Below are 17,379 nucleotides of genomic sequence, written 5' to 3' on the forward strand. Positions count from 1 at the left end.
ATATTCGATCGGCGCCGGTTGTCCTCGGGCGGCCGGGCTTGCTATGAGCTCCCACCCGTTATGCACGACGTACGCGCCCTGAACGAGCTGGTCGCCAAAGAGAGCGCCTTCATCGACACCCTGCTGAACGAGGTCGGCAAGGTCATCGTCGGCCAGACGTACATGATCGAGCGCATCCTCATCGGGCTGCTCACCGGGGGACACGTCCTCCTCGAGGGCGTCCCGGGCCTCGCCAAGACGCTCACGGTGCGGACGCTCTGCGACGCCATCCACGCGAAGTTCTCGCGGATCCAGTTCACGCCGGATCTGCTGCCCGCCGACCTCATCGGCACCGTCATCTACAACCACCAGAAGGGCGACTTCACCTCGAAGCTGGGCCCGATCTTCGCGAACCTCGTGCTCGCCGACGAGATCAACCGCGCCCCGGCGAAGGTGCAGAGCGCGCTCCTCGAGGCGATGCAGGAGCGGCAGGTCACGATCGGCGACACGACCTACCCGCTGCCGAGTCCGTTCGTGGTCATGGCGACCCAGAACCCGATCGAGCAGGAGGGGACCTACCGCCTCCCGGAGGCGCAGGTCGACAGGTTCATGCTCATGGTCAAGGTCGGGTACCCCGCGCGGGCCGAGGAGCGGCAGATCATCGACCGCACGACGGCCGTGATCGAGGGCAAGGCCGCGAAGGTGACGACCCCCGAGGAGCTCGTGTCCGCGCGCAAGGTCGTGCGCGACGTGTACATGGACGATCGCGTGAAGGACTACATCGTGGACGTGGTCTTCGCGACGCGCGAGCCCGGGCAGAAGGGGATGCGGGAGCTGAGCAGCCTCATCGAGTACGGGGCGAGCCCGCGCGCCTCGATCGCGCTGGCGCTGGCGGCGCGCGCGCACGCCTTCCTGCGCCACCGGGGCTACGTCACGCCGGAGGACGTGAAGGCGATCGGCCCCGACGTGCTCCGGCACCGGGTCGTCCTGACCTACGAGGCGGAGGCCGAGGAGGTCACGTCCGAGCAGATCGTCCGGCGCGTGTTCGAGGTGGTCGAGGTGCCGTGATCAAGGCCTCCGGCTCGAAGAACCCGCTGCCGCCGGAGCTCCTGAAGCAGCTCCGGCGCATCGAGATCCGGACGCGACGGCTCGCCAACGAGCAGCTCTCCGGGACGTACTCGTCCGTCTTCAAGGGGCAAGGGCTCTCGTTCCGCGAGGTGCGCGCCTACCTGCCCGGCGACGACGTGCGCTGGATCGACTGGAACGTCTCGGCCCGCATGAGCGAGCCGTTCGTGAAGGTGTTCGTCGAGGAGCGGGAGATGACCGTCATGCTGGTCGTCGACGCCTCGCAGAGCGAGCAGTTCGGCACGCGGCGCGCGTCGAAGGCGCGCGTCGCCGCCGAGATCGCCGCGCTCTGCTCCTTCAGCGCCATCAAGAACAACGATCGCGTGGGCCTCGTGCTCGCGACCGAGGCCATCGAGAAGCTCGTCCCGCCGAAGAAGGGGGACAAGCACGTGATGCGCGTCATCCGGGAGATCCTCGGGCACGAGCCGAAGTACACGGGGACGAACCTGAAGCTCGCGCTCGAGACGCTCGTGAAGGTCGCCAAGCGGAGGAGCGTGGCCTTCGTGATCAGCGACTTCTTCGCCTCCGGCTTCGAGCGCTCGCTCTCGCTCGCGAGCGCCAAGCACGACGTGATCCCGGTGATGCTGGTCGACCCGCGCGACGAGGAGCTGCCCGACGTCGGGCTCGCGACGTTCGAGGACCTGGAGACCGGGGAAGAGGTCGTGGTGGACACCGGCGACCGGGCGGTGCGCGACCACTACCGCACCGCGATGCGCAAGCTCCGGAGCGACCGCGACAAGCTGTTCAAGAAGCTCGCGCTCGACGCCGTGGTGGTGAAGACCGGCGAGAGCTTCGTGAGCCCGCTGCGCGACCTGTTCGCCAAGCGGGCGCGGAGGCTCAGGCGATGAGGACGCGTCGCTCCGCGGTCCACGCCGCGCGCGGCGCGAGCCCGCTCGCGTGGGCCGCGCTGGCGGCGGCGCTCGCGTGCGCGTCGCCGGCACGATCGCAGCCGGACGCCGGCGGCGCCGGAGGGCCCGCCGCTGACGACACCCCGCCGCCGCCACCGCCGCCTCCGGCCCCGGCAGCCACGGAGCGCGGCGAGAGCGTGTGGGCCTCGTGCGCGGAGCACGTGCCGCCCGGCGCGACGCGCCCCCGGATCGAGGAGACGTTCCCGAAGAACGGGTTCAGCGGGTACGCGGCCCACCTCGAGATCACGGTCACGCACGGCAAGGGCGAGACGGTGCTGCCGGAGGGCTTCAAGGTCCAGGGCGACAGCGACGCCGCGCGCGCGATCCAGAAGGCGGGGTTCGTCCTGCCGGAGGCCGACGCGGGCGCGGGGCCGACCAGCACGACGACGGCGACCGACGACGGCGCCACGACCAAGCTCGTCATCCCGTTCGTCCCGCTGCCCAAGGAGCCCGGGAGGAGCGCCCTCCTGCTGCCGCCGGTGCCGATCGCCGTGTCCCGCGCGAGCGGGGAGCTCGTCACCGTCTGCACCCGGCCGCACGAGATCGTGATCGAGGACCCGATCGCCAACGAGCGGGATCCCAAGGTCAAGCCGAACCCGCCGCCGCGGCCGCAGCGGGAGGAGTGGGTGCTCGCGAAGCAGCTCACGGCCGGCATCCTCATCGGCGCGGCGCTCGGGCTGCTCGTCGCCTGGCTGGTCCGGCGCTGGCTGCGCCGGCCCCGCGTGGTGGCCGCGCCGCCGCCCAAGCTGCCGTGGATCGCCGCGCTCGAGGAGCTCGAGGCGCTCCGGCGCTCCGACCTGCTCGGCGAGGGGCGGACCGGTGAGTACTTCGACCGCGTGAGCGACTGCGTGCGCAAGTACCTCGGCGCGCGGTACGGCTTCGACGGCCTCGAGACGACGAGCGACGAGATGCGGGACCTGCTCGCGCGGGTGCGCCCGCCCGTGCCGGTGCTGCCGCAGATCGCGCGGTTCCTCGCCGACTGCGACCTCGTGAAGTTCGCGCGCCTCCAGCCGAGCGAGGCCGACTGCCTCACGGCGCTCGACGACGGCGAGAGCATCGTGCACCGCACGACCCCGCCGGCGGTGCGTCCCGGCGACGGCGCCGGCCCCCGGAGCTCGCCCGCCGGCGGGCAGCAGCCGCCCGCTCGCCCGTCCCGGGCGCCAGAGGAGGCGCCTTGAGCCGCACGAAGCGCGCATCGCTTGCCCTCATCGCGACGCTCGTCGTCGCCGCGCTCGCCTGCGTGTACCCCTACCTCGCGCGCCGCGACGCCTGGTCCTCCGCGAGCTGGCAGAACCCGTGGTTCTTGCTCGCGCTCATCGCGGTGCCCGTCGTCTGGTACTGGGGCATCTTCGCGGAGGACGCGCGCAGGCCGCGGCTCCGGCTCGGCACGGTCGCGCCGCTCGCGCGCGGGCCGCGCGGCCTGCGCAGCCACCTGCGCGACCTGCCGGGCGTGCTGCGCGCCGTGGCGCTCGCGCTGCTCGTCCTCGCGATGGGGCGGCCGGTCAGCGTGCTCCGCGAGCAGCGCTCGGACGACAAGGGCATCGACATCGTCGTGGCGCTCGACCTGTCGGGCTCGATGCGCGCGATCCTGGATGCGCGGGCGAGCGATCTACCCGGCCAGCCGAAGCTGCCGCGCGGCAAGCGGCTGACCCGGCTCGACACGGCCAAGCTCGTCCTCCAGGACTTCATCAGCCGCAGGAGGACCGATCGCCTCGGCGTCGTCGTCTTCGGCAAGGCCGCCTACGTGCTGTCGCCGCCGACGCTCGACTACCACCTGCTGACGCAGATGGTCTCGCAGATGACGCTCAACGTGATCGACGGCAGCGCGACGGCGATCGGCGACGCGCTCGGCACCGCGGTCGCCCGCCTGCGCAGGAGCGACGCGCAGTCGAAGGTCGTCATCCTCCTGACCGACGGCGACTCCAACGCCGGGGCCATCTCCCCCGAGTACGCGACCCACCTCGCGACCTCGCTCGGCGCGAAGGTCTACACGATCCAGATCGGCACCGACGACGAGGTCGAGGTCGAGGACGGCATCGATCTCTTCGGGCAGCCGCGCTACGTGCGCCACCGCTTCCCGGTGAACCCCGCGCTGCTCCAGGAGATCGCGCAGAAGACCGGCGGCGCGTCGTACGTGGCGACCGACGCGAAGGCGCTCGCGGACAGCATGCACGACGTGCTCGACCGGCTGGAGAAGACCCGCTTCGAGGCGTCGAGCGCCGCGTACGAGGATCTCTTCCCGTTCCTGCTCCTGCCCGGGGTGTTCCTGATCGGGCTCGACGCGCTCCTGCGCGCCTGGCTGCTCCGGAGGTTCCCGTGAACTTTGCGGCCCCCTGGTTCCTGCTCGGGACGGCGTTCGCCGCGCTGATCGGCCTCCTGCTCATCCTGGGCGGCTTCGGCGTGGCGCGCGCCATCAAGCGCTTCGGCGACGAGGATCGCGTGAAGGCGCTCACCACCGCCGATCCGGCGAAGCGCCGCGCCTGGAAGGGCGTGCTGCTCGTGCTCGCGACGGCGCTCGCGTTCGTGGCCGCGGCGCGCCCCCAGTACGGCAAAGGCACGCGGCTCGTGCCGGCGACCAACGTCGACGTGGTGATCGTGCTCGACTACTCGAAGAGCATGTACGCGCGCGACGTCGAGCCGTCCCGCATCTTCCGGGCGAAGGTCGAGGTCGCCCGCCTCATCAAGGATCTCGAGGGCGCGCGCTTCGGCGCGGTCGCGTTCGCCGGCGAGCCGATGGGCTTCCCGCTGACCGCCGACGGCGCGGCGATCGCGCAGTTCTTCCGCCAGCTCGACCCGAACGACATGCCGATCGGCGGCACGGCGATCGCGCGCGCGCTCGACCAGGCGAACGAGCTCCTGAAGCGCGACCCGAAGTCCGCCGAGCACAAGCGGATCATCCTGCTCGTCACGGACGGCGAGGACCTCGAGGGCTACCCGCTGAGCGTCGCCCAGGCGATCGGCGCCCAGGGCACGACGATCCACGTCGTTCAGATCGGCGGGCGCACGCCGGAGCCGATCCCGGAGATCGGCCAGGACGGCCGCATCGTCGGGTGGCGGACGGATCGCCAGGGCAAGCCGCTCACGACCGAGCTGTCGCTGTCGGGCGAGCAGCAGCTCGCGTCGATCGCGCAGGCGACGCCGGGCGGGCAGATCATCCGCGCGGAGAAGGGGACCACGGGCATCGAGACGATCGCCGCGGAGCTCAGGCGGCAGATGAAGAGCGAGCTCTCGGAGCGGGTCGAGACGGTCTACGCGGACGTCTACTTCTACCCGCTCGGCCTCGCGATCCTGCTCCTCATCGCCGAGGTGTTCCTCAAGGATGCTCCGCGCCGTCGCTTCGTGGCGACGCGCCCCGAGGCCGCGCCGAAGCGCGCCGCGTTGCTGAAGGGGCGCCCGCTCGGCGCGGACCTCGCGGCGGGAGCGGGGCAGGCTTCCGGGGGCAACGCGGGAGGGCCGCATGCCGCGTCGTGATCGCAAGCGCGTGGATCTCGCCGGGTTCTTCGCGCGCCGCGGGCGCTGGATCGCGATCGGGCTCGCCGCCGCGTGCCTCACCGGGGCCGCGTTCTCGGCGGCGACCGGGTGCAGCGGGTGGGATCCGACGTCCCCGTTCGAGCGGAACGCGCCGGCGGTCGACCAGGCGATCCGCGATCTCGACGCGGGCAACCTCGAGTCTGCCGAGCAGGCCCTCGAGAGCTACCTGGGGACGGGGCCGTGCAGCGACGCAGGCATCGGGCTGCCGGACTCCGTGCGCCAGAAGCCGAACGGCTCGTTCGATCTCGGGCTGACGCTGTTCCATCTGGCCGAGCGCTACGGTCATCGGTTCGGCGACGAGGAGCTCGCGGACGGCGGGCCGGAGCAGGAGCAGCGCGACGCGCTGCGCGGGATCGAGATCGACTGCGCGCTGGTCCTCCTGAAGTCGATCGGGGCCGATCCGAGCGTGCCGGCCGACCTGCGCGCGCGGGCCCGCTATCTCTCGGGCAACCTCGAGTTCTTGCGGCGCAAGTACGAGGACGCCGTGACGTATTACGACCAGGCGCTGGCCATCATCCCCGGGGTCCTCGAGGAGGCCGGCGGCGACGGCGTCGGCCGGGACGCGGCCTGGAACCGGGCGATCGCCCTGCGGCGTATCGAGGACCAGAAGGACGCCGCGCCGCCGGACGCCGAGCCCGATGCGCCGCCGGACGCCGAGCCCGACGCGCCGCCGGACGCCGAGCCCGACGCCGAGCCCGACGCGGGCGACGACGGCGGCGACCAGGACGCGGGCAACGACGGCGGTGACCAGGACGCGGGCAACGACGGCGGCGACCAGGATCAGAGCCCTGACGCTGACCCGCAGGACCAGACGCCCGACGCCGGCTCACCCGAGCAACCCGAGCCACCCCGCGAGCAGCCCCAGGAGCCGCCGCAGACCGGTCGGCAGGACGATCGCATCCTCGACCAGCTCGAGGAGGCGCCGACGTACCAGGAGCAGGAAGCGAAGAACAAGGCCGGTATGCGGCGCGGCCGCGGCATGGAGGACAAGTGACGCGCCCGCTCGCGCTCGCCCCCCCGCGCCTTGCGCCGCTCGCGACCGCGCTGCTCGTGGCGTTGCTCGCGTTGATCACCCCGCTCCGCGCGCGCGCCCAGCAGCAGCCGGAGCTCTCGGCGCGCGCGAGCTCCACCGACGTCGAGGTCGGCGAGCCGTTCACGGTCGAGGTGAAGGCGCTGGTCGAGCGCGGCGCCGGCATGCCCTCCGATCCGGAGCTGCGTGTCCCGCCCGACCTCTCCATCGTCTCCGGCCCGAGCATCGGGACGCAGATGAAGACCCAGCTCGGGGGCGGCGTCATGATCACGCAGCTGGGCATCAGCGCGACGTGGCAGCTCGTCGCGAACAAGCCCGGCCGCTACACCATCCCGGGGCCGACGATCTCGTGGAACGGCAGGCGCCTGCCGGCGGCTCCGATCATGATCAAGGTCGCGCCGGCGAGCGGGCGGCCTCGCCGGCCGAGCAACCCGTTCCTGTTGCCCGGCGGCCCGCTGCATGGCTTTCCGTGGCCGTTCGGCGGCTCGGGCGGCCTCTTCGACGACGAGGCGACCCAGGACGAGCCCGAGCCCGAGGCGACAGAGCTGGCGATACCGCGCGAGCCGGACCCGGTGGTGTTCCTTCGCGCCATCCCCGACAAGACGGCCGCGGTGGTCGGCGAGCAGGTCACGGTCTCGTTCTACCTGTACTTCCGCGAGAACGCCGAGATGACCGAGCCCCGCGCAGCGCCCGCCGCGGACTTCCTTCGCCACCCGCTCCTCGAGGACCCCCGCAACGAGCGCCCCGTGTACACGCGGGTCGGCGGGCACCGCTACGCGGCCCGCCTCGTCGACAAGCTGGCGCTGTTCCCGCTGAAGACGGGCGAGCTGCACACGGGCAGCATGCAGACGCGCATCACCGGGCGCCGGATCGGCGCGCGCGTGCTGCGTGAATCGAACGACGTCGTCGTGAAGGTCACGGAGCCGCCCCTCGCCGGCCGCCCGTCCGGCTATGTCGTCGGCGACGTCGGTCAGTTCACGCTCAAGGCGACGGTGCAGCCGCGCCAGATCGAGCACGGCGGCTCGGTGGCCGTGACCGTGCAGATCGCGGGCACCGGCAACTTCCCCCAGTCGCTCCGGGTGCCGGAGCGGACCGGGCTCGAGTGGCTCGACCCGGAGAAGCGCGACGCAATCGAGCCGCGCGGCGGCGCGATCGGCGGCACCCGATCGTTCGGCTACGTCGTCCGGATCCAGGAGAGCGGCGCGGTCGATCTCGGGAAGGTCGAGCTCCCCTACTGGGATCCAGCGCAGAAGCGCTACGTGGTCGAGCGCGCCGAGCTCGGCGTCGTCCAGGTCAGCCCGGTGGCCCCTCCGGCGTCGTCCGGGCCGCCGTCCAGGGCGCCTCGCGCCGAGGGCGACAGCGCTGGCCGGGGCGAGCCGTTCGCCGGCATGCCGGGGCTCCGCACGTCGCTCGGCCCGCACGCCCCGCCCGCGACGCTGCCCCTCGACGGCGCGCCGTTCTGGCTGCTCCTGGCCGCGCCGCCGCTCGCCGTCACGCTGTTCGGCGCGGGCGATCGGCTCCTGCGCCGGGCGCGCGATCGCCGCGCGGCGGGCGCGACCTCGCCCGCCCGGCTCGCGGCGCTCGCCCAGCGCGAAGCGGAGGAGGCGGCCGCGCAGGGGGATCTCGGGGCGACGGCCGCGGCGATCGAGCGCGCGGTGCACCGGGCGATCGAGTCCGCGACGGGCCTCCGCTCGCGGGGCGTCTTGCTCGCGGAGCTCCCGGGCGAGCTCGGCCGGCGCGGCGTCCCCGGGCCGCTCTCGTCGCGCGCTTGCGAGGCGCTGGCCGCGTGCGAGGCGATCCGGTTCGAGCCGACCGCGCAGGAGGGCGGCGGCGCCGCCGCCGCGGCGCTCGTCGAGCAGAGCCGCGCCGTCGTGACCGAGCTCGCGCGATGGAAGCCCGCGTGAACGGCCGCCGCAGGCGCCTCCTCGCCGGCGCGCTCCTCCTCGCCGGAAGCCTCGCGTCGGCGCTGCCGTCGAGCGAGGCGCGCGCGCAGCCGGCGGAGCCCCCGGAGGTGCTGTTCCAGGAGGGCACGGCCGCGCTCGGCCGCGGCGAGTACGGCGCGGCGATCGACACGTTCGAGCTGCTCGCCGACCGCGGCTTCGTGCACCCGGACGCCAGCTACAACCGCGGGCTCGCCTACGTCACGCGCGTCCGCGAGGGCGCGGATCGCCCGGGAGACCTCGGCCGGGCGGCGGCCGCGTTCGAGGAGGCGCTGCGGCTCCGCCCGGGCGACGCCGACGCCGATCGCGCGCTGGATCTCGTGCGCGCCGAGCTCACCCGCCGGCGCTCGCGCCGCGCCACGGATGCGGTCGACGTGCGCCCGACGCTCGGCCGGGTCATCGTCGGCCTCGCCTCGGAGCGCACCTGGGCGGCGGCCGCGCTCCTCGCGTCGCTGCTCCTCGCCCTGGGCGTGGTCCTGCGGCGCCGCCCTGCCGGTCCTGCGCACGTCGCGGGCAGCGTCCTTGCGCCGACGGCGCTCGTCGCGCTGCTCGCGCTGGTGCCGCTCACCTATGCGGCGCGGCACCTCCGCCTCACGACCCGGGCTGGCGTCGTGGTGGTCCCCGAGGTCCGGCTCCTCGACGAGGACGGGCGCGCGCTGCCCCGCGCGGAGCAGAGCGCGATCCCCGAGGGTGCGTCGGTCGAGGTCGGCAGGAGATCGGGCGGGCTCGCGGAGGTCCGCTGGGGCGCCACCGAGGGCTGGGTTCCGGCGTCGAGCATCCGGTTGCTCGCTCCATGAGCCGCGCCATCGTGTGCTAGGTTGTCCGCGTGTGGGTACGCCGCGCAGCCATTCGCCCCGTCCCCTCGTACGCTCAGGTGCCGGCGCGCGTCCTGTCCGAGATCGAGGATCAGCTCGCCGAGGATGACGACGACTCGCGCAAGCAGCTCGACGACGCGTTCACGCGCTTCGAGCAGACGCAGCCTGCGCTCGCGGACCGGATCTCCTCGGTGCTGTCCGGCCCGCTCGACGAGACGGCGCTCGCCCTCGGCTATTTCCTGACGCTGGCGATCTGGCTCGCCTTCGACGAGCTGTTCGGTCAGGACCTCGACGAGGTCACCGAGACGGCGCTCACGGGCGTCGAGGAGTCGCTGAACCTGGACGAGCAGATCCGCCTCCACGATCCTGCCGAGGCGGTCGACTCGGACGACGTCATCGCGATGGAGCAGCCCGACGTCCTCGCCTTCGTGCAGGAGCACCTCGACGCGGCGCTCGAGGCGAACGCGCACGAGGTCGACGTCGACGACGTCCACGCGATCTACCGGGTGGTGCTGATCGAGATCCTGGCGCTGAGCTACGCCGTCCGCCCGCCCTCGAACTGGGTAGCGCTGACGACCGAGTTCACCGCGTAACGCGTCTCCCCCGTCTCGCAACCACCGCTCTTAACGTGCCGAGAAGGTGGCCAGGAAAGCTGGCATCTCGGCGCTGCGGCCATCCTCGAGGAGGACGGTTCGGCGCGGGGCATTGATCGCGTCGAGCACGGCGACGAGCTCACGGAACGGCGTCTTGTTGTCGCTGTGGAGCACGGCCTGGTCGGCGCGGCGGTCGCTCGGGGCGCGGTGCTCGCCGCTCCGCTCCCACTCGCGCCGGATGGCCTCGCCGAGCTCTCTGTAACGGATCGCGGTGGCTCCCGCCCCGCCGATCTCGACAGGACGTTTGGGGACGCTCACCTCGCTCAGGACGGTCGCGCCCTGCTTCCACACGAGGTTGAACCGGTCCTCGCCGACATGGACGTGCATCGTCCTGAGAGGCTCCTTCTGGCACTCCTCCCCGCACCCCGCGGCGGCAGGCACCTCCGCGCTGGTCTTGAGCCGCGAGTTCGTGACCCACACCGCCGTGATCAGCAGGAAGGCGATGGTCACCATCAGCAGATCGATGAACGGAATCATGTTGATCTCGCTGTTTCGCGCCCGCCTCTCGCCACCTCCCACGTCGACGCCTGCCATGGCTGCCTCCTTGTGTGCTCGTGTTGTCGCCGCGCACTCGCCAGCTCCGCGGCCGCGCTGCGATAGGAGGACAGAGCGCGGCGCGCGCCGGATGTTCCTGGAAAGCACCAACGTCCGCTCCCCTCGCCACGGGTGAACCACTCGCGCGCGTGGGCCGCGCCGGCGATCCCGATGGGGGAAGACCGCGACGAGCGATCCCTCGGGCGGCCCACGCTCCGCATCGTCCACTATTTCGGAGGCGCTTCGATCCGCCCAGCTCAGAAAGACGCAACGCGTCGTTGTCAAGCAGCCTCATCATCGGACGCCCTGAACATGGAAAGGGCAGACGAGAAGCTCGATTTCTTCGGCATAGGCGAAGATGCGGCAGCCTTGCGCCACGGACGACGGGGCGTCGTGCCGCCCTCGGGTCAACGCAGCGTGCCGCCCCTCGTGCGTCATGGCCGAGCTGTCTCTTGACAGACAATCCGTTATAACGGATGATGTACCTACGGGTTGGAGGTGAAGCGGATGCGCCCCCAGAGTGCTCAAGTGATCGACCTCGAGGAATACCGGCAGCAGCGGCGGGCGGCTCGGAACAAGCATGTTCCCGAGAGCAACAGGCCGATGTCATCGGGGAGCTCTTTGACCATGCCGGTCGCCCTCTGGTGGTTCCCGATCTGGACGTGGATGCCCGTCTGGCAGGTGCGATGAAATCCGTCCGTCAGAACACGCCACGGAGCTCGCCCGGGCTGGTCTGCGGCGATGGGCTCGGCGCGTCGTTGCCCGTGGAGGGCTATCAAAACGGCGTGCAAGCGTCCGCCGCATCGACGGGGCGCCCCTCTTCGCCTGCTGGACCGCGCTCGCACCGCAGGCCGGAGAGCTTCGCTGGCCCCGCGAGCTCGTACTCCAGCCGCACCAACGGAACAAACGGAGAAGCGCCGCAGCGGGACGTGGACGAGGCGTCTGGAGACGCCTGGGCCTACGAGATGGCCCCGCAGGACGCCTCCTCGGCGCTCACCGGCATCGTCGGGGCCAACCTGCGTCGCCTCCGGACCAAGCGTGGGCTCTCCCTCGAGCGGCTGGCGAAGGCGTCTGGCGTGAGCCGGGCGATGCTCAGCCAGATCGAGCTCGGCCAGAGCACGCCGACGATCAACGTGCTCTGGAAGATCGCGCGGGCGCTCGGCGTGCCCTTCTCGGCGCTGATCAGCGACCAGTCGCTCGGCGGCACATCGCTCATCCTGGCCGCGCGCGCCAAGGTGTTGACGTCGCATGACGGCTCGTTCACGTCCCGCGCGCTGTTCCCGTTCGACGTGCCGAGGACCGTCGAATTCTACGAGATCACGCTCGCGCCCCTCGCCACCGAACACGCGGATCCTCACCCGCCGGGCACCGTGGAGAACCTCGTGGTGACCGCCGGGACGCTGGAGATGGTCGTCGGCGCCGAGCGCCATGTGCTCGCGACCGGCGACGCGATCATGTTCGACGCCGACGTACCCCATCAGTACAGGAACCCGACCGATCGGCAGGTCATCCTGTACCTGGTGATGACGTACATCGAGAAGACGGGTTGATCGGGGCGCTCGACAGCCCGGATCACCGAGGCGCCAAGGACGCCGAGAGGACAATAACGCCTTCCGGCGCTCCTCTTCTCCCTCCGGTTCTCCCTCCGGCGCCGCGGCGATTCAAAGAACAGAAGCGCCACGTCTCAGCCCCCGAGACACGCGGGTAGCTCCGCACACCGCTTCTGCCCCAGGACATGAATGTTCGGCGCGCGGCGCAGCGTCGCCCCTGGCCCGCCGGGCGCGATGGCGGGCCCGAGGCGGGGCCGGCGGAATCGACCGCTGACCGACGCCGGCCAAGCATCACGCCGGGGCGTCACGCGCCCGTCCGCGCTATCATCGCGCCGCCTCGTCCCGGGCAGCCTGGCCCCCGCCGCATGTCCCAGCCCCCTCCCGCGCCCGCGTTCGCCGAGATGACCGTCGGCGCGCACCGCCTCGCGCTCCTCAAGGACGGCGCGCAGACCTACCCGGCCATGCTCGAGGCCATCACCCGCGCCCGGCGCACGATCTGCCTCGAGACGTACATCCTCCGGGTCGATCGCACCGGCCAGCGCTTCGCCGAGGCGCTCATGGAGCGCGCGGCGGCCGGCGTCGAGGTGAACGTCCTCTTCGACGCCTGGGGCTCCTCCGTCTCGTCGTCCTTCCTCGACGGGCTCCGCCGCGCGGGCGTCCGGCCCCACGCCTTCCGCCCCCTCGACCTCTCCGCCCCGCTCGGGAAGGTCGCCCGCCGCGACCACCGCAAGGCGCTCATCGTCGACGGTGCGATCGCCTTCACGGGCGGCCTCAACCTCTCCGACGACTACGCGGCTCCGGAGGATGGCGGCGCCGACTGGCGCGATACCCATCTCCGCATCGAGGGCCCCGCCGCCGCCGAGCTCCAGTATTTCTTCCTGCGCACGTGGCAGCGCACAGGCGGCGCCCCCATCGACGACGAGCGCTACGGCTACGCCGAGCGCAGGCCCGACCCCGCCGTCCAGATCATCAGCAACGACCTCCCCCGCCGCAGGCACCGCCACGGCATCCGCGACGCCTACCGGCACGCCATCGAGCGCGCCCGGCGCAGGATCTTCATCACCAACGCTTACTTCCTGCCGCCGCTCCGGATCATCCACGCGCTCTCGGCCGCGGCCCGCCGCGGCGTCGACGTCAGGATCATGGTCGCCGGCACCACCGACGTGCCCGCGGTCCTGCTCGCGTCGCGCGCGATCTACGGCCACCTCCTCGACGCCGGCGCCCGCATGTTCGAGTGGCGCGGCCGCGTCCTTCACGCCAAGACCGCGGTCATCGACGGCCTCTGGTCCACCGTCGGCTCCACCAACCTCGACAGCCAGTCGCTCCGCATGAACCTCGAGGTGAACGCCGTCGTCTCGCACCGCGGGTTCGCGGGCGCGATGGAGCGGATGTTCGCCGACGACCTCGCCCACTGCCGCGAGATCACCGCCGCGGGCTGGGCCCAGCGCCCCCTCTGGGAGCGGGCCGCCTCGTGGACGGCCTACCTCGCGCGCGACTGGCTCTGATCCCGCGCGGTCCGCCGCGCTCGGCGGGGGATGCTACCGTTCCGGCATGTCCGACTTCCGCCGCTTCCGCGGCACCGAACGCTACCTCACGAGCGAGGCGCTCGAGGCCGCCGTCAACTGCGCGCTGGTCCTGGAGCGGCCGCTGCTCGTCAAGGGAGAGCCCGGCACCGGCAAGACGCTGCTCGCCGAGGCCATCGCGCGGAGCCTGTCGGCCGAGCTCATCACCTGGCACGTCAAGAGCACCACGCGGGCCCAGGACGGGCTCTACGTCTACGACACCGTGCAGCGGCTCTACGACGCGCGCTTCGGCGACGGCGACGTCCGCGACATCCGCCGGTACATCAAGCTCGGCCCGCTCGGTAAGGCGTTCAACGCCTCGGCGCGCGTCGTGCTCCTCATCGACGAGGTCGACAAGGCGGACCTCGAGTTCCCGAACGATCTCCTCCACGAGCTCGATCGGATGCGCTTCCGAATCGCCGAGACCGGCGACGAGATCGCCGCGCGGGAGCGGCCCGTCGTCATCATCACCAGCAACAACGAGAAGGAGCTGCCGGACGCGTTCCTGCGCCGCTGCGTCTTCCACTTCATCGATTTCCCGGAGCCCGAGCTCATGCGGGAGATCCTCCACGTCCACCACCCCGATCTCGATCGGACGCTCGCCGACCAGGCGATGCAGGTCTTCTACGAGATCCGGAAGAACACCCGGATCCGGAAGCGCCCCTCGACGAGCGAGCTCATCGACTGGATCGCCGTCCTGCGGAGGGCGGGCGTGGGCGAGGTGAAGCTCGACAAGGCGCTGCCGTTCCTCGGCGCGCTGCTCAAGAAGGAGCAGGACCTGGTCGCGCTGGCCGATCAGCTGGCGGGCGGCAGGCGGTTCCGGTCGTAGCGATGTTCGTCGCGTTCCTCTACGAGCTCCGGGCCCGCAAGGTCCCGGTCGGCGCCCAGGAGGCCGTCGGCCTCGCGCGCGCGCTCGCCGCGGGCCTCCACGAGAGCTCGCTCGATGGCTTCTACCATGTCGCGCGGGCGATGCTCGTCCACTCGGAGGCGCACCTCGACGACTTCGATCTGGCGTTCGCCCAGCACTTCCGCGGCGTGCACGTGGAGGCCAAGGCGGTGACGGAGGAGCTCCTCTCCTGGCTCCGGGATCCCATCAAGATGCGCGCCCTCTCCGACGAGGAGAGGGCGATGATCGAGGAGCTCGATCTGGAGGAGGTGCTCCGGCGGTTCGAGGAGCGCCTCCGCGAGCAGCGCGAGCGCCACGACGGGGGGAGCCGGTGGATCGGGACCGGCGGCACCTCACCGTTCGGCCGCGGCGGCTTCCATCCGAGCGGCATCCAGGTCGGCGGCCCCGCGGGCGGGCGCAGCGGCGCCGTGCAGAACGCCGACGCCCGCCGCTACCGCCCCTACCGCAGCGATGTCACGCTCGACGTGCGCCAGATCGAGGTGGCGCTGCGCAAGCTGCGCGCCTTCGCGCGCGAGGGCGGCGATCGCGAGCTCGACATCGAGGCGACGATCGACGCGACGGCCAGGAACGCGGGCGAGATCGAGATCGTCACGAGGCCCCCGCGCCGGCCGAACACGCGCGTGATCCTGATGATGGACGTGGGCGGCTCGATGGATCCCAGCGCCGCGCTCGTGTCGCAGCTCTTCAGCGCGGCGAAGCGCGCGACGCACTGGAAGGAGCTGAGGAGCTACTACTTCCACAACTGCGTCTACGAGAGGGTCTTCAGGACCGAGGGGCTCCTCGACCCCGTCCCGGTGCGCGAGCTCCTCCGCGAGTGCGGCAAGCACCACAAGCTCGTGATGGTCGGAGACGCCTCGATGGCGCCCTACGAGCTGCTCGGCTCGTCCGGCTCCGGCGGCGGCGCGGGCTCCTCGTTCGATCCCGACGCGCGGCTGCCCGGCGTCGCCTGGCTGATGATGCTGCGCGACCATTTCGACCGCGCCGTGTGGCTGAACCCGGACGGGATTGGCCCCTACCCCCACCCGACCGTCGACGCGGTCAAGAGCATCTTCCCGATGTTCGCGCTCACGCTGGAGGGCCTGGGAGAGGCCATCGCCGAGCTCGTCCGCGGCCGCGGCCGCGCCTGATCCGTGCGGCGCGCCGGCCCGGGTCAACGGCCCGCGCGGCGGAACACCTCCGCCGTGGCCGACGCGACGAGGGCGCGGTCGAGCCAGCGGTCGAGCTCGCGCTCGCTCCTGCACGACGAGATCTTCGCCGCGGCCGCCTTCGTGAGCCGCAATCCTCGCCGAGCGAGGACACGCCTCAGCGCGTCGCGCTTGCCCTCGAGGATCCCCTCCTCACGCCCCGCTTCGCGGCCTTCCTCGCGCCCCTCTTCGCGGCCTTCCTCGCGCCCCTGCTCGCGGCCTTCCTCGCGCCCCTGCTCGCGGCCTTCCTCGCGCCCTGCATCGAGCACGGCGTCGAGATCCTCGTATCCGCGCCGCTGGAGGAGGTTGGTCAGCGTGCTCTTCTCCGCCTCGCTTCGGTCGTAGAGCGCCTCGACCCGGACCGCGTTCTTCAGGATGCCCGGCGCGCTCAGCAGCTCCCCGGGGAGCGCGACGCGCACCTTCCGGCGCGGCTCGTGCACCTCGACCCGCCGTGGACCGGTGAGGCGCACCACCCACAGGAGCTTCGTACCGGCCGCGAGCAGGTCGGCGATCTTCTCCTTGAGCGCCTCCTCGTCCTGTCCCACGTCGGCGTACTCGATCGCGAGCTCCGGCACGCCCTTCACCCAGCCCGGCCTGTCGGGCACGTTCCCCACCGCGACGTCCGGCGCCCGGAGGGTGCCCGGATCCGGGGAGTACCCCGTATCCACGCCCACCTCCTTGACCGCCGGGTCCCACCCCACGACCGAGCTGCCCAGGTGGTTCGGCCCCGAGGCACGCCCCCCCGTGGGGGCGCAGTAGACGGGGTGGCCATTCGACAGCTCGTACGGATCCCCCGCGCGGAGGTGCTCCGCGCGAAAAGGGCCGCGCTCCGCCGTCCGGCGCTTCACCTGCATGAGAGGACGATAGCACGCCGGGGACGCGCCCCGAGGAGCTCGCCACGCTCCGCGCCCGTCACGCGTTCGGCAACCACATGCGGAACGCCGCGCCCCCGCACCGGCCCGCCGTCGCGGTGATCTCGCCGCCGTGCGCCTCGACGATGACCCGGCTCAGCGCGAGGCCGAGGCCGGTCCCCTTCACCTTGGCGGTCACGAGCGGCTCGAAGAGGTGGTCGGCCACGCACGGAGGAACGCCAGGGCCGTTGTCCTCGATCTCGAGGTGCGTGCGCTCGTCGCCCCTCCACGCGCGCGTGACGATCACGCCGCCGGGCCCCTCGTCGAGCGCCTCGATCGCGTTGAGGTAGAGGTTCGAGAAGACGCGCTCGAGCAGGATCGGGTCGCACAGGAGCGTGAGGTCGGCCGGCGCGACGGCGACCTCGAACCGGACCGCCGTGGGCAGCACCAGCGCGTGCCGCGCGCCCTCGATGAGCCGGCCGAGGTGCGCCGGCTCGCGCCGCAGCGGCTCGCCGCGCGCCAGCCCGAGGACGCTGCCGATGACCTCGTGCGCCTTGCGGATCTCGCACGTCACCCGGTCGAGGTGGCGCAGCAGGCGAGGCCGATCGTCGAGGTCGCGCTGCGCCAGGTAGAGCGACGACTCCGCGACAGCGAGGGCGTTGCGCAGCTCGTGGGCGACGCTCGCGCCGACCGCCCCCGCCGCGGCCAGGCGCGCCGCGCAGCACGCTATCTCGTGAGCCTCCTTTGCCATAAAGCAAAGCGCAGCGTAGCCGATCCCCGAGCGATAGCCCGCGCGCGCTCCGCGCCCCG

At 72.2% G+C, this 17,379-nt stretch carries 16 protein-coding genes; 13 read left to right on the forward strand and 3 right to left on the reverse strand.

Annotation, left to right across the window (positions count from 1 at the left end):
- The first annotated feature begins 60 nt into the window (after positions 1-60).
- From WMF12_RS33620 to WMF12_RS33660, 9 genes are read left to right on the forward strand one after another with little or no spacing between them, the layout of a single operon-like run.
- Positions 61-1,047, forward strand: coding sequence for an AAA family ATPase (locus tag WMF12_RS33620; protein ID WP_437740752.1), 987 nt, complete (start codon positions 61-63; stop codon positions 1,045-1,047).
- Positions 1,044-1,952: a DUF58 domain-containing protein gene (locus WMF12_RS33625; protein WP_437852004.1), complete on the forward strand. Its 909-nt coding sequence runs from the start codon at positions 1,044-1,046 to the stop codon at positions 1,950-1,952. Before WMF12_RS33620 ends, WMF12_RS33625 begins: the two co-directional genes overlap by 4 nt.
- Complete coding sequence (locus tag WMF12_RS33630; protein WP_437852006.1) at positions 1,949-3,190, forward strand: hypothetical protein; 1,242 nt, start codon at positions 1,949-1,951, stop codon at positions 3,188-3,190. The genes WMF12_RS33625 and WMF12_RS33630 overlap by 4 nt, the downstream gene beginning before the upstream one ends.
- Positions 3,187-4,332 carry a VWA domain-containing protein gene (locus WMF12_RS33635; protein WP_437852007.1) on the forward strand — a complete coding sequence of 382 codons (1,146 nt, stop codon included), beginning with the start codon at positions 3,187-3,189 and terminating at the stop codon, positions 4,330-4,332. The genes WMF12_RS33630 and WMF12_RS33635 overlap by 4 nt, the downstream gene beginning before the upstream one ends.
- Positions 4,329-5,483, forward strand: a complete 1,155-nt coding sequence (locus WMF12_RS33640; protein ID WP_437852009.1) for a vWA domain-containing protein — start codon at positions 4,329-4,331, stop codon at positions 5,481-5,483. The genes WMF12_RS33635 and WMF12_RS33640 overlap by 4 nt, the downstream gene beginning before the upstream one ends.
- Positions 5,470-6,537, forward strand: coding sequence for a tetratricopeptide repeat protein (locus tag WMF12_RS33645; protein ID WP_437852011.1), 1,068 nt, complete (start codon positions 5,470-5,472; stop codon positions 6,535-6,537). The genes WMF12_RS33640 and WMF12_RS33645 overlap by 14 nt, the downstream gene beginning before the upstream one ends.
- Positions 6,534-8,477: a BatD family protein gene (locus WMF12_RS33650; protein ID WP_437852014.1), complete on the forward strand. Its 1,944-nt coding sequence runs from the start codon at positions 6,534-6,536 to the stop codon at positions 8,475-8,477. The genes WMF12_RS33645 and WMF12_RS33650 overlap by 4 nt, the downstream gene beginning before the upstream one ends.
- Positions 8,462-9,310, forward strand: coding sequence for a hypothetical protein (locus tag WMF12_RS33655; RefSeq protein WP_437852016.1), 849 nt, complete (start codon positions 8,462-8,464; stop codon positions 9,308-9,310). The genes WMF12_RS33650 and WMF12_RS33655 overlap by 16 nt, the downstream gene beginning before the upstream one ends.
- A 29-nt stretch (positions 9,311-9,339) precedes the next feature.
- On the forward strand, positions 9,340-9,921 hold the full coding sequence (locus WMF12_RS33660; RefSeq protein ID WP_437740760.1) for a hypothetical protein: 582 nt from the start codon (positions 9,340-9,342) through the stop codon (positions 9,919-9,921).
- Positions 9,922-9,951: 30 nt separating this feature from the next.
- Here the strand turns inward: WMF12_RS33660 and WMF12_RS33665 are convergent, their stop codons facing one another.
- Positions 9,952-10,515: an ExbD/TolR family protein gene (locus WMF12_RS33665; protein WP_437740761.1), complete on the reverse strand. Its 564-nt coding sequence runs from the start codon at positions 10,513-10,515 to the stop codon at positions 9,952-9,954.
- Positions 10,516-11,444: 929 nt separating this feature from the next.
- Here WMF12_RS33665 and WMF12_RS33670 point away from each other — a divergent pair.
- The 4 genes from WMF12_RS33670 (at position 11,445) to WMF12_RS33685 (ending at position 15,661) form a co-directional block, all read left to right on the forward strand.
- The gene (locus tag WMF12_RS33670; protein WP_437852018.1) at positions 11,445-12,065 is read left to right on the forward strand and encodes a helix-turn-helix domain-containing protein; all 621 of its coding nucleotides are present in this window, start codon (positions 11,445-11,447) and stop codon (positions 12,063-12,065) included.
- 365 nt (positions 12,066-12,430) lie between these two features.
- On the forward strand, positions 12,431-13,570 hold the full coding sequence (locus tag WMF12_RS33675) for a phospholipase D-like domain-containing protein (RefSeq protein WP_437740763.1): 1,140 nt from the start codon (positions 12,431-12,433) through the stop codon (positions 13,568-13,570).
- A 46-nt stretch (positions 13,571-13,616) separates the two neighbouring features.
- Positions 13,617-14,456: an AAA family ATPase gene (locus tag WMF12_RS33680; RefSeq protein WP_437852020.1), complete on the forward strand. Its 840-nt coding sequence runs from the start codon at positions 13,617-13,619 to the stop codon at positions 14,454-14,456.
- 2 nt (positions 14,457-14,458) lie between these two features.
- A complete protein-coding gene (locus WMF12_RS33685; RefSeq protein WP_437852022.1) occupies positions 14,459-15,661 on the forward strand; it encodes a vWA domain-containing protein in 1,203 nt (400 codons plus the stop codon).
- A 23-nt stretch (positions 15,662-15,684) separates the two neighbouring features.
- Here WMF12_RS33685 and WMF12_RS33690 read toward each other — a convergent pair whose 3' ends face one another.
- Both WMF12_RS33690 and WMF12_RS33695 read right to left on the reverse strand, forming a co-directional pair.
- On the reverse strand, positions 15,685-16,572 hold the full coding sequence (locus tag WMF12_RS33690) for a Uma2 family endonuclease (protein WP_437852024.1): 888 nt from the start codon (positions 16,570-16,572) through the stop codon (positions 15,685-15,687).
- Positions 16,573-16,630: 58 nt separating this feature from the next.
- A complete protein-coding gene (locus WMF12_RS33695) occupies positions 16,631-17,320 on the reverse strand; it encodes a sensor histidine kinase (protein ID WP_437852026.1) in 690 nt (229 codons plus the stop codon).
- Between the last annotated feature and the right edge of the window lie 59 nt (positions 17,321-17,379).

Origin of the sequence: Sorangium sp. So ce363 (assembly GCF_051520435.1) — a bacterium.
Lineage (GTDB): Bacteria > Myxococcota_A > Polyangia > Polyangiales > Polyangiaceae > Sorangium > Sorangium cellulosum_B.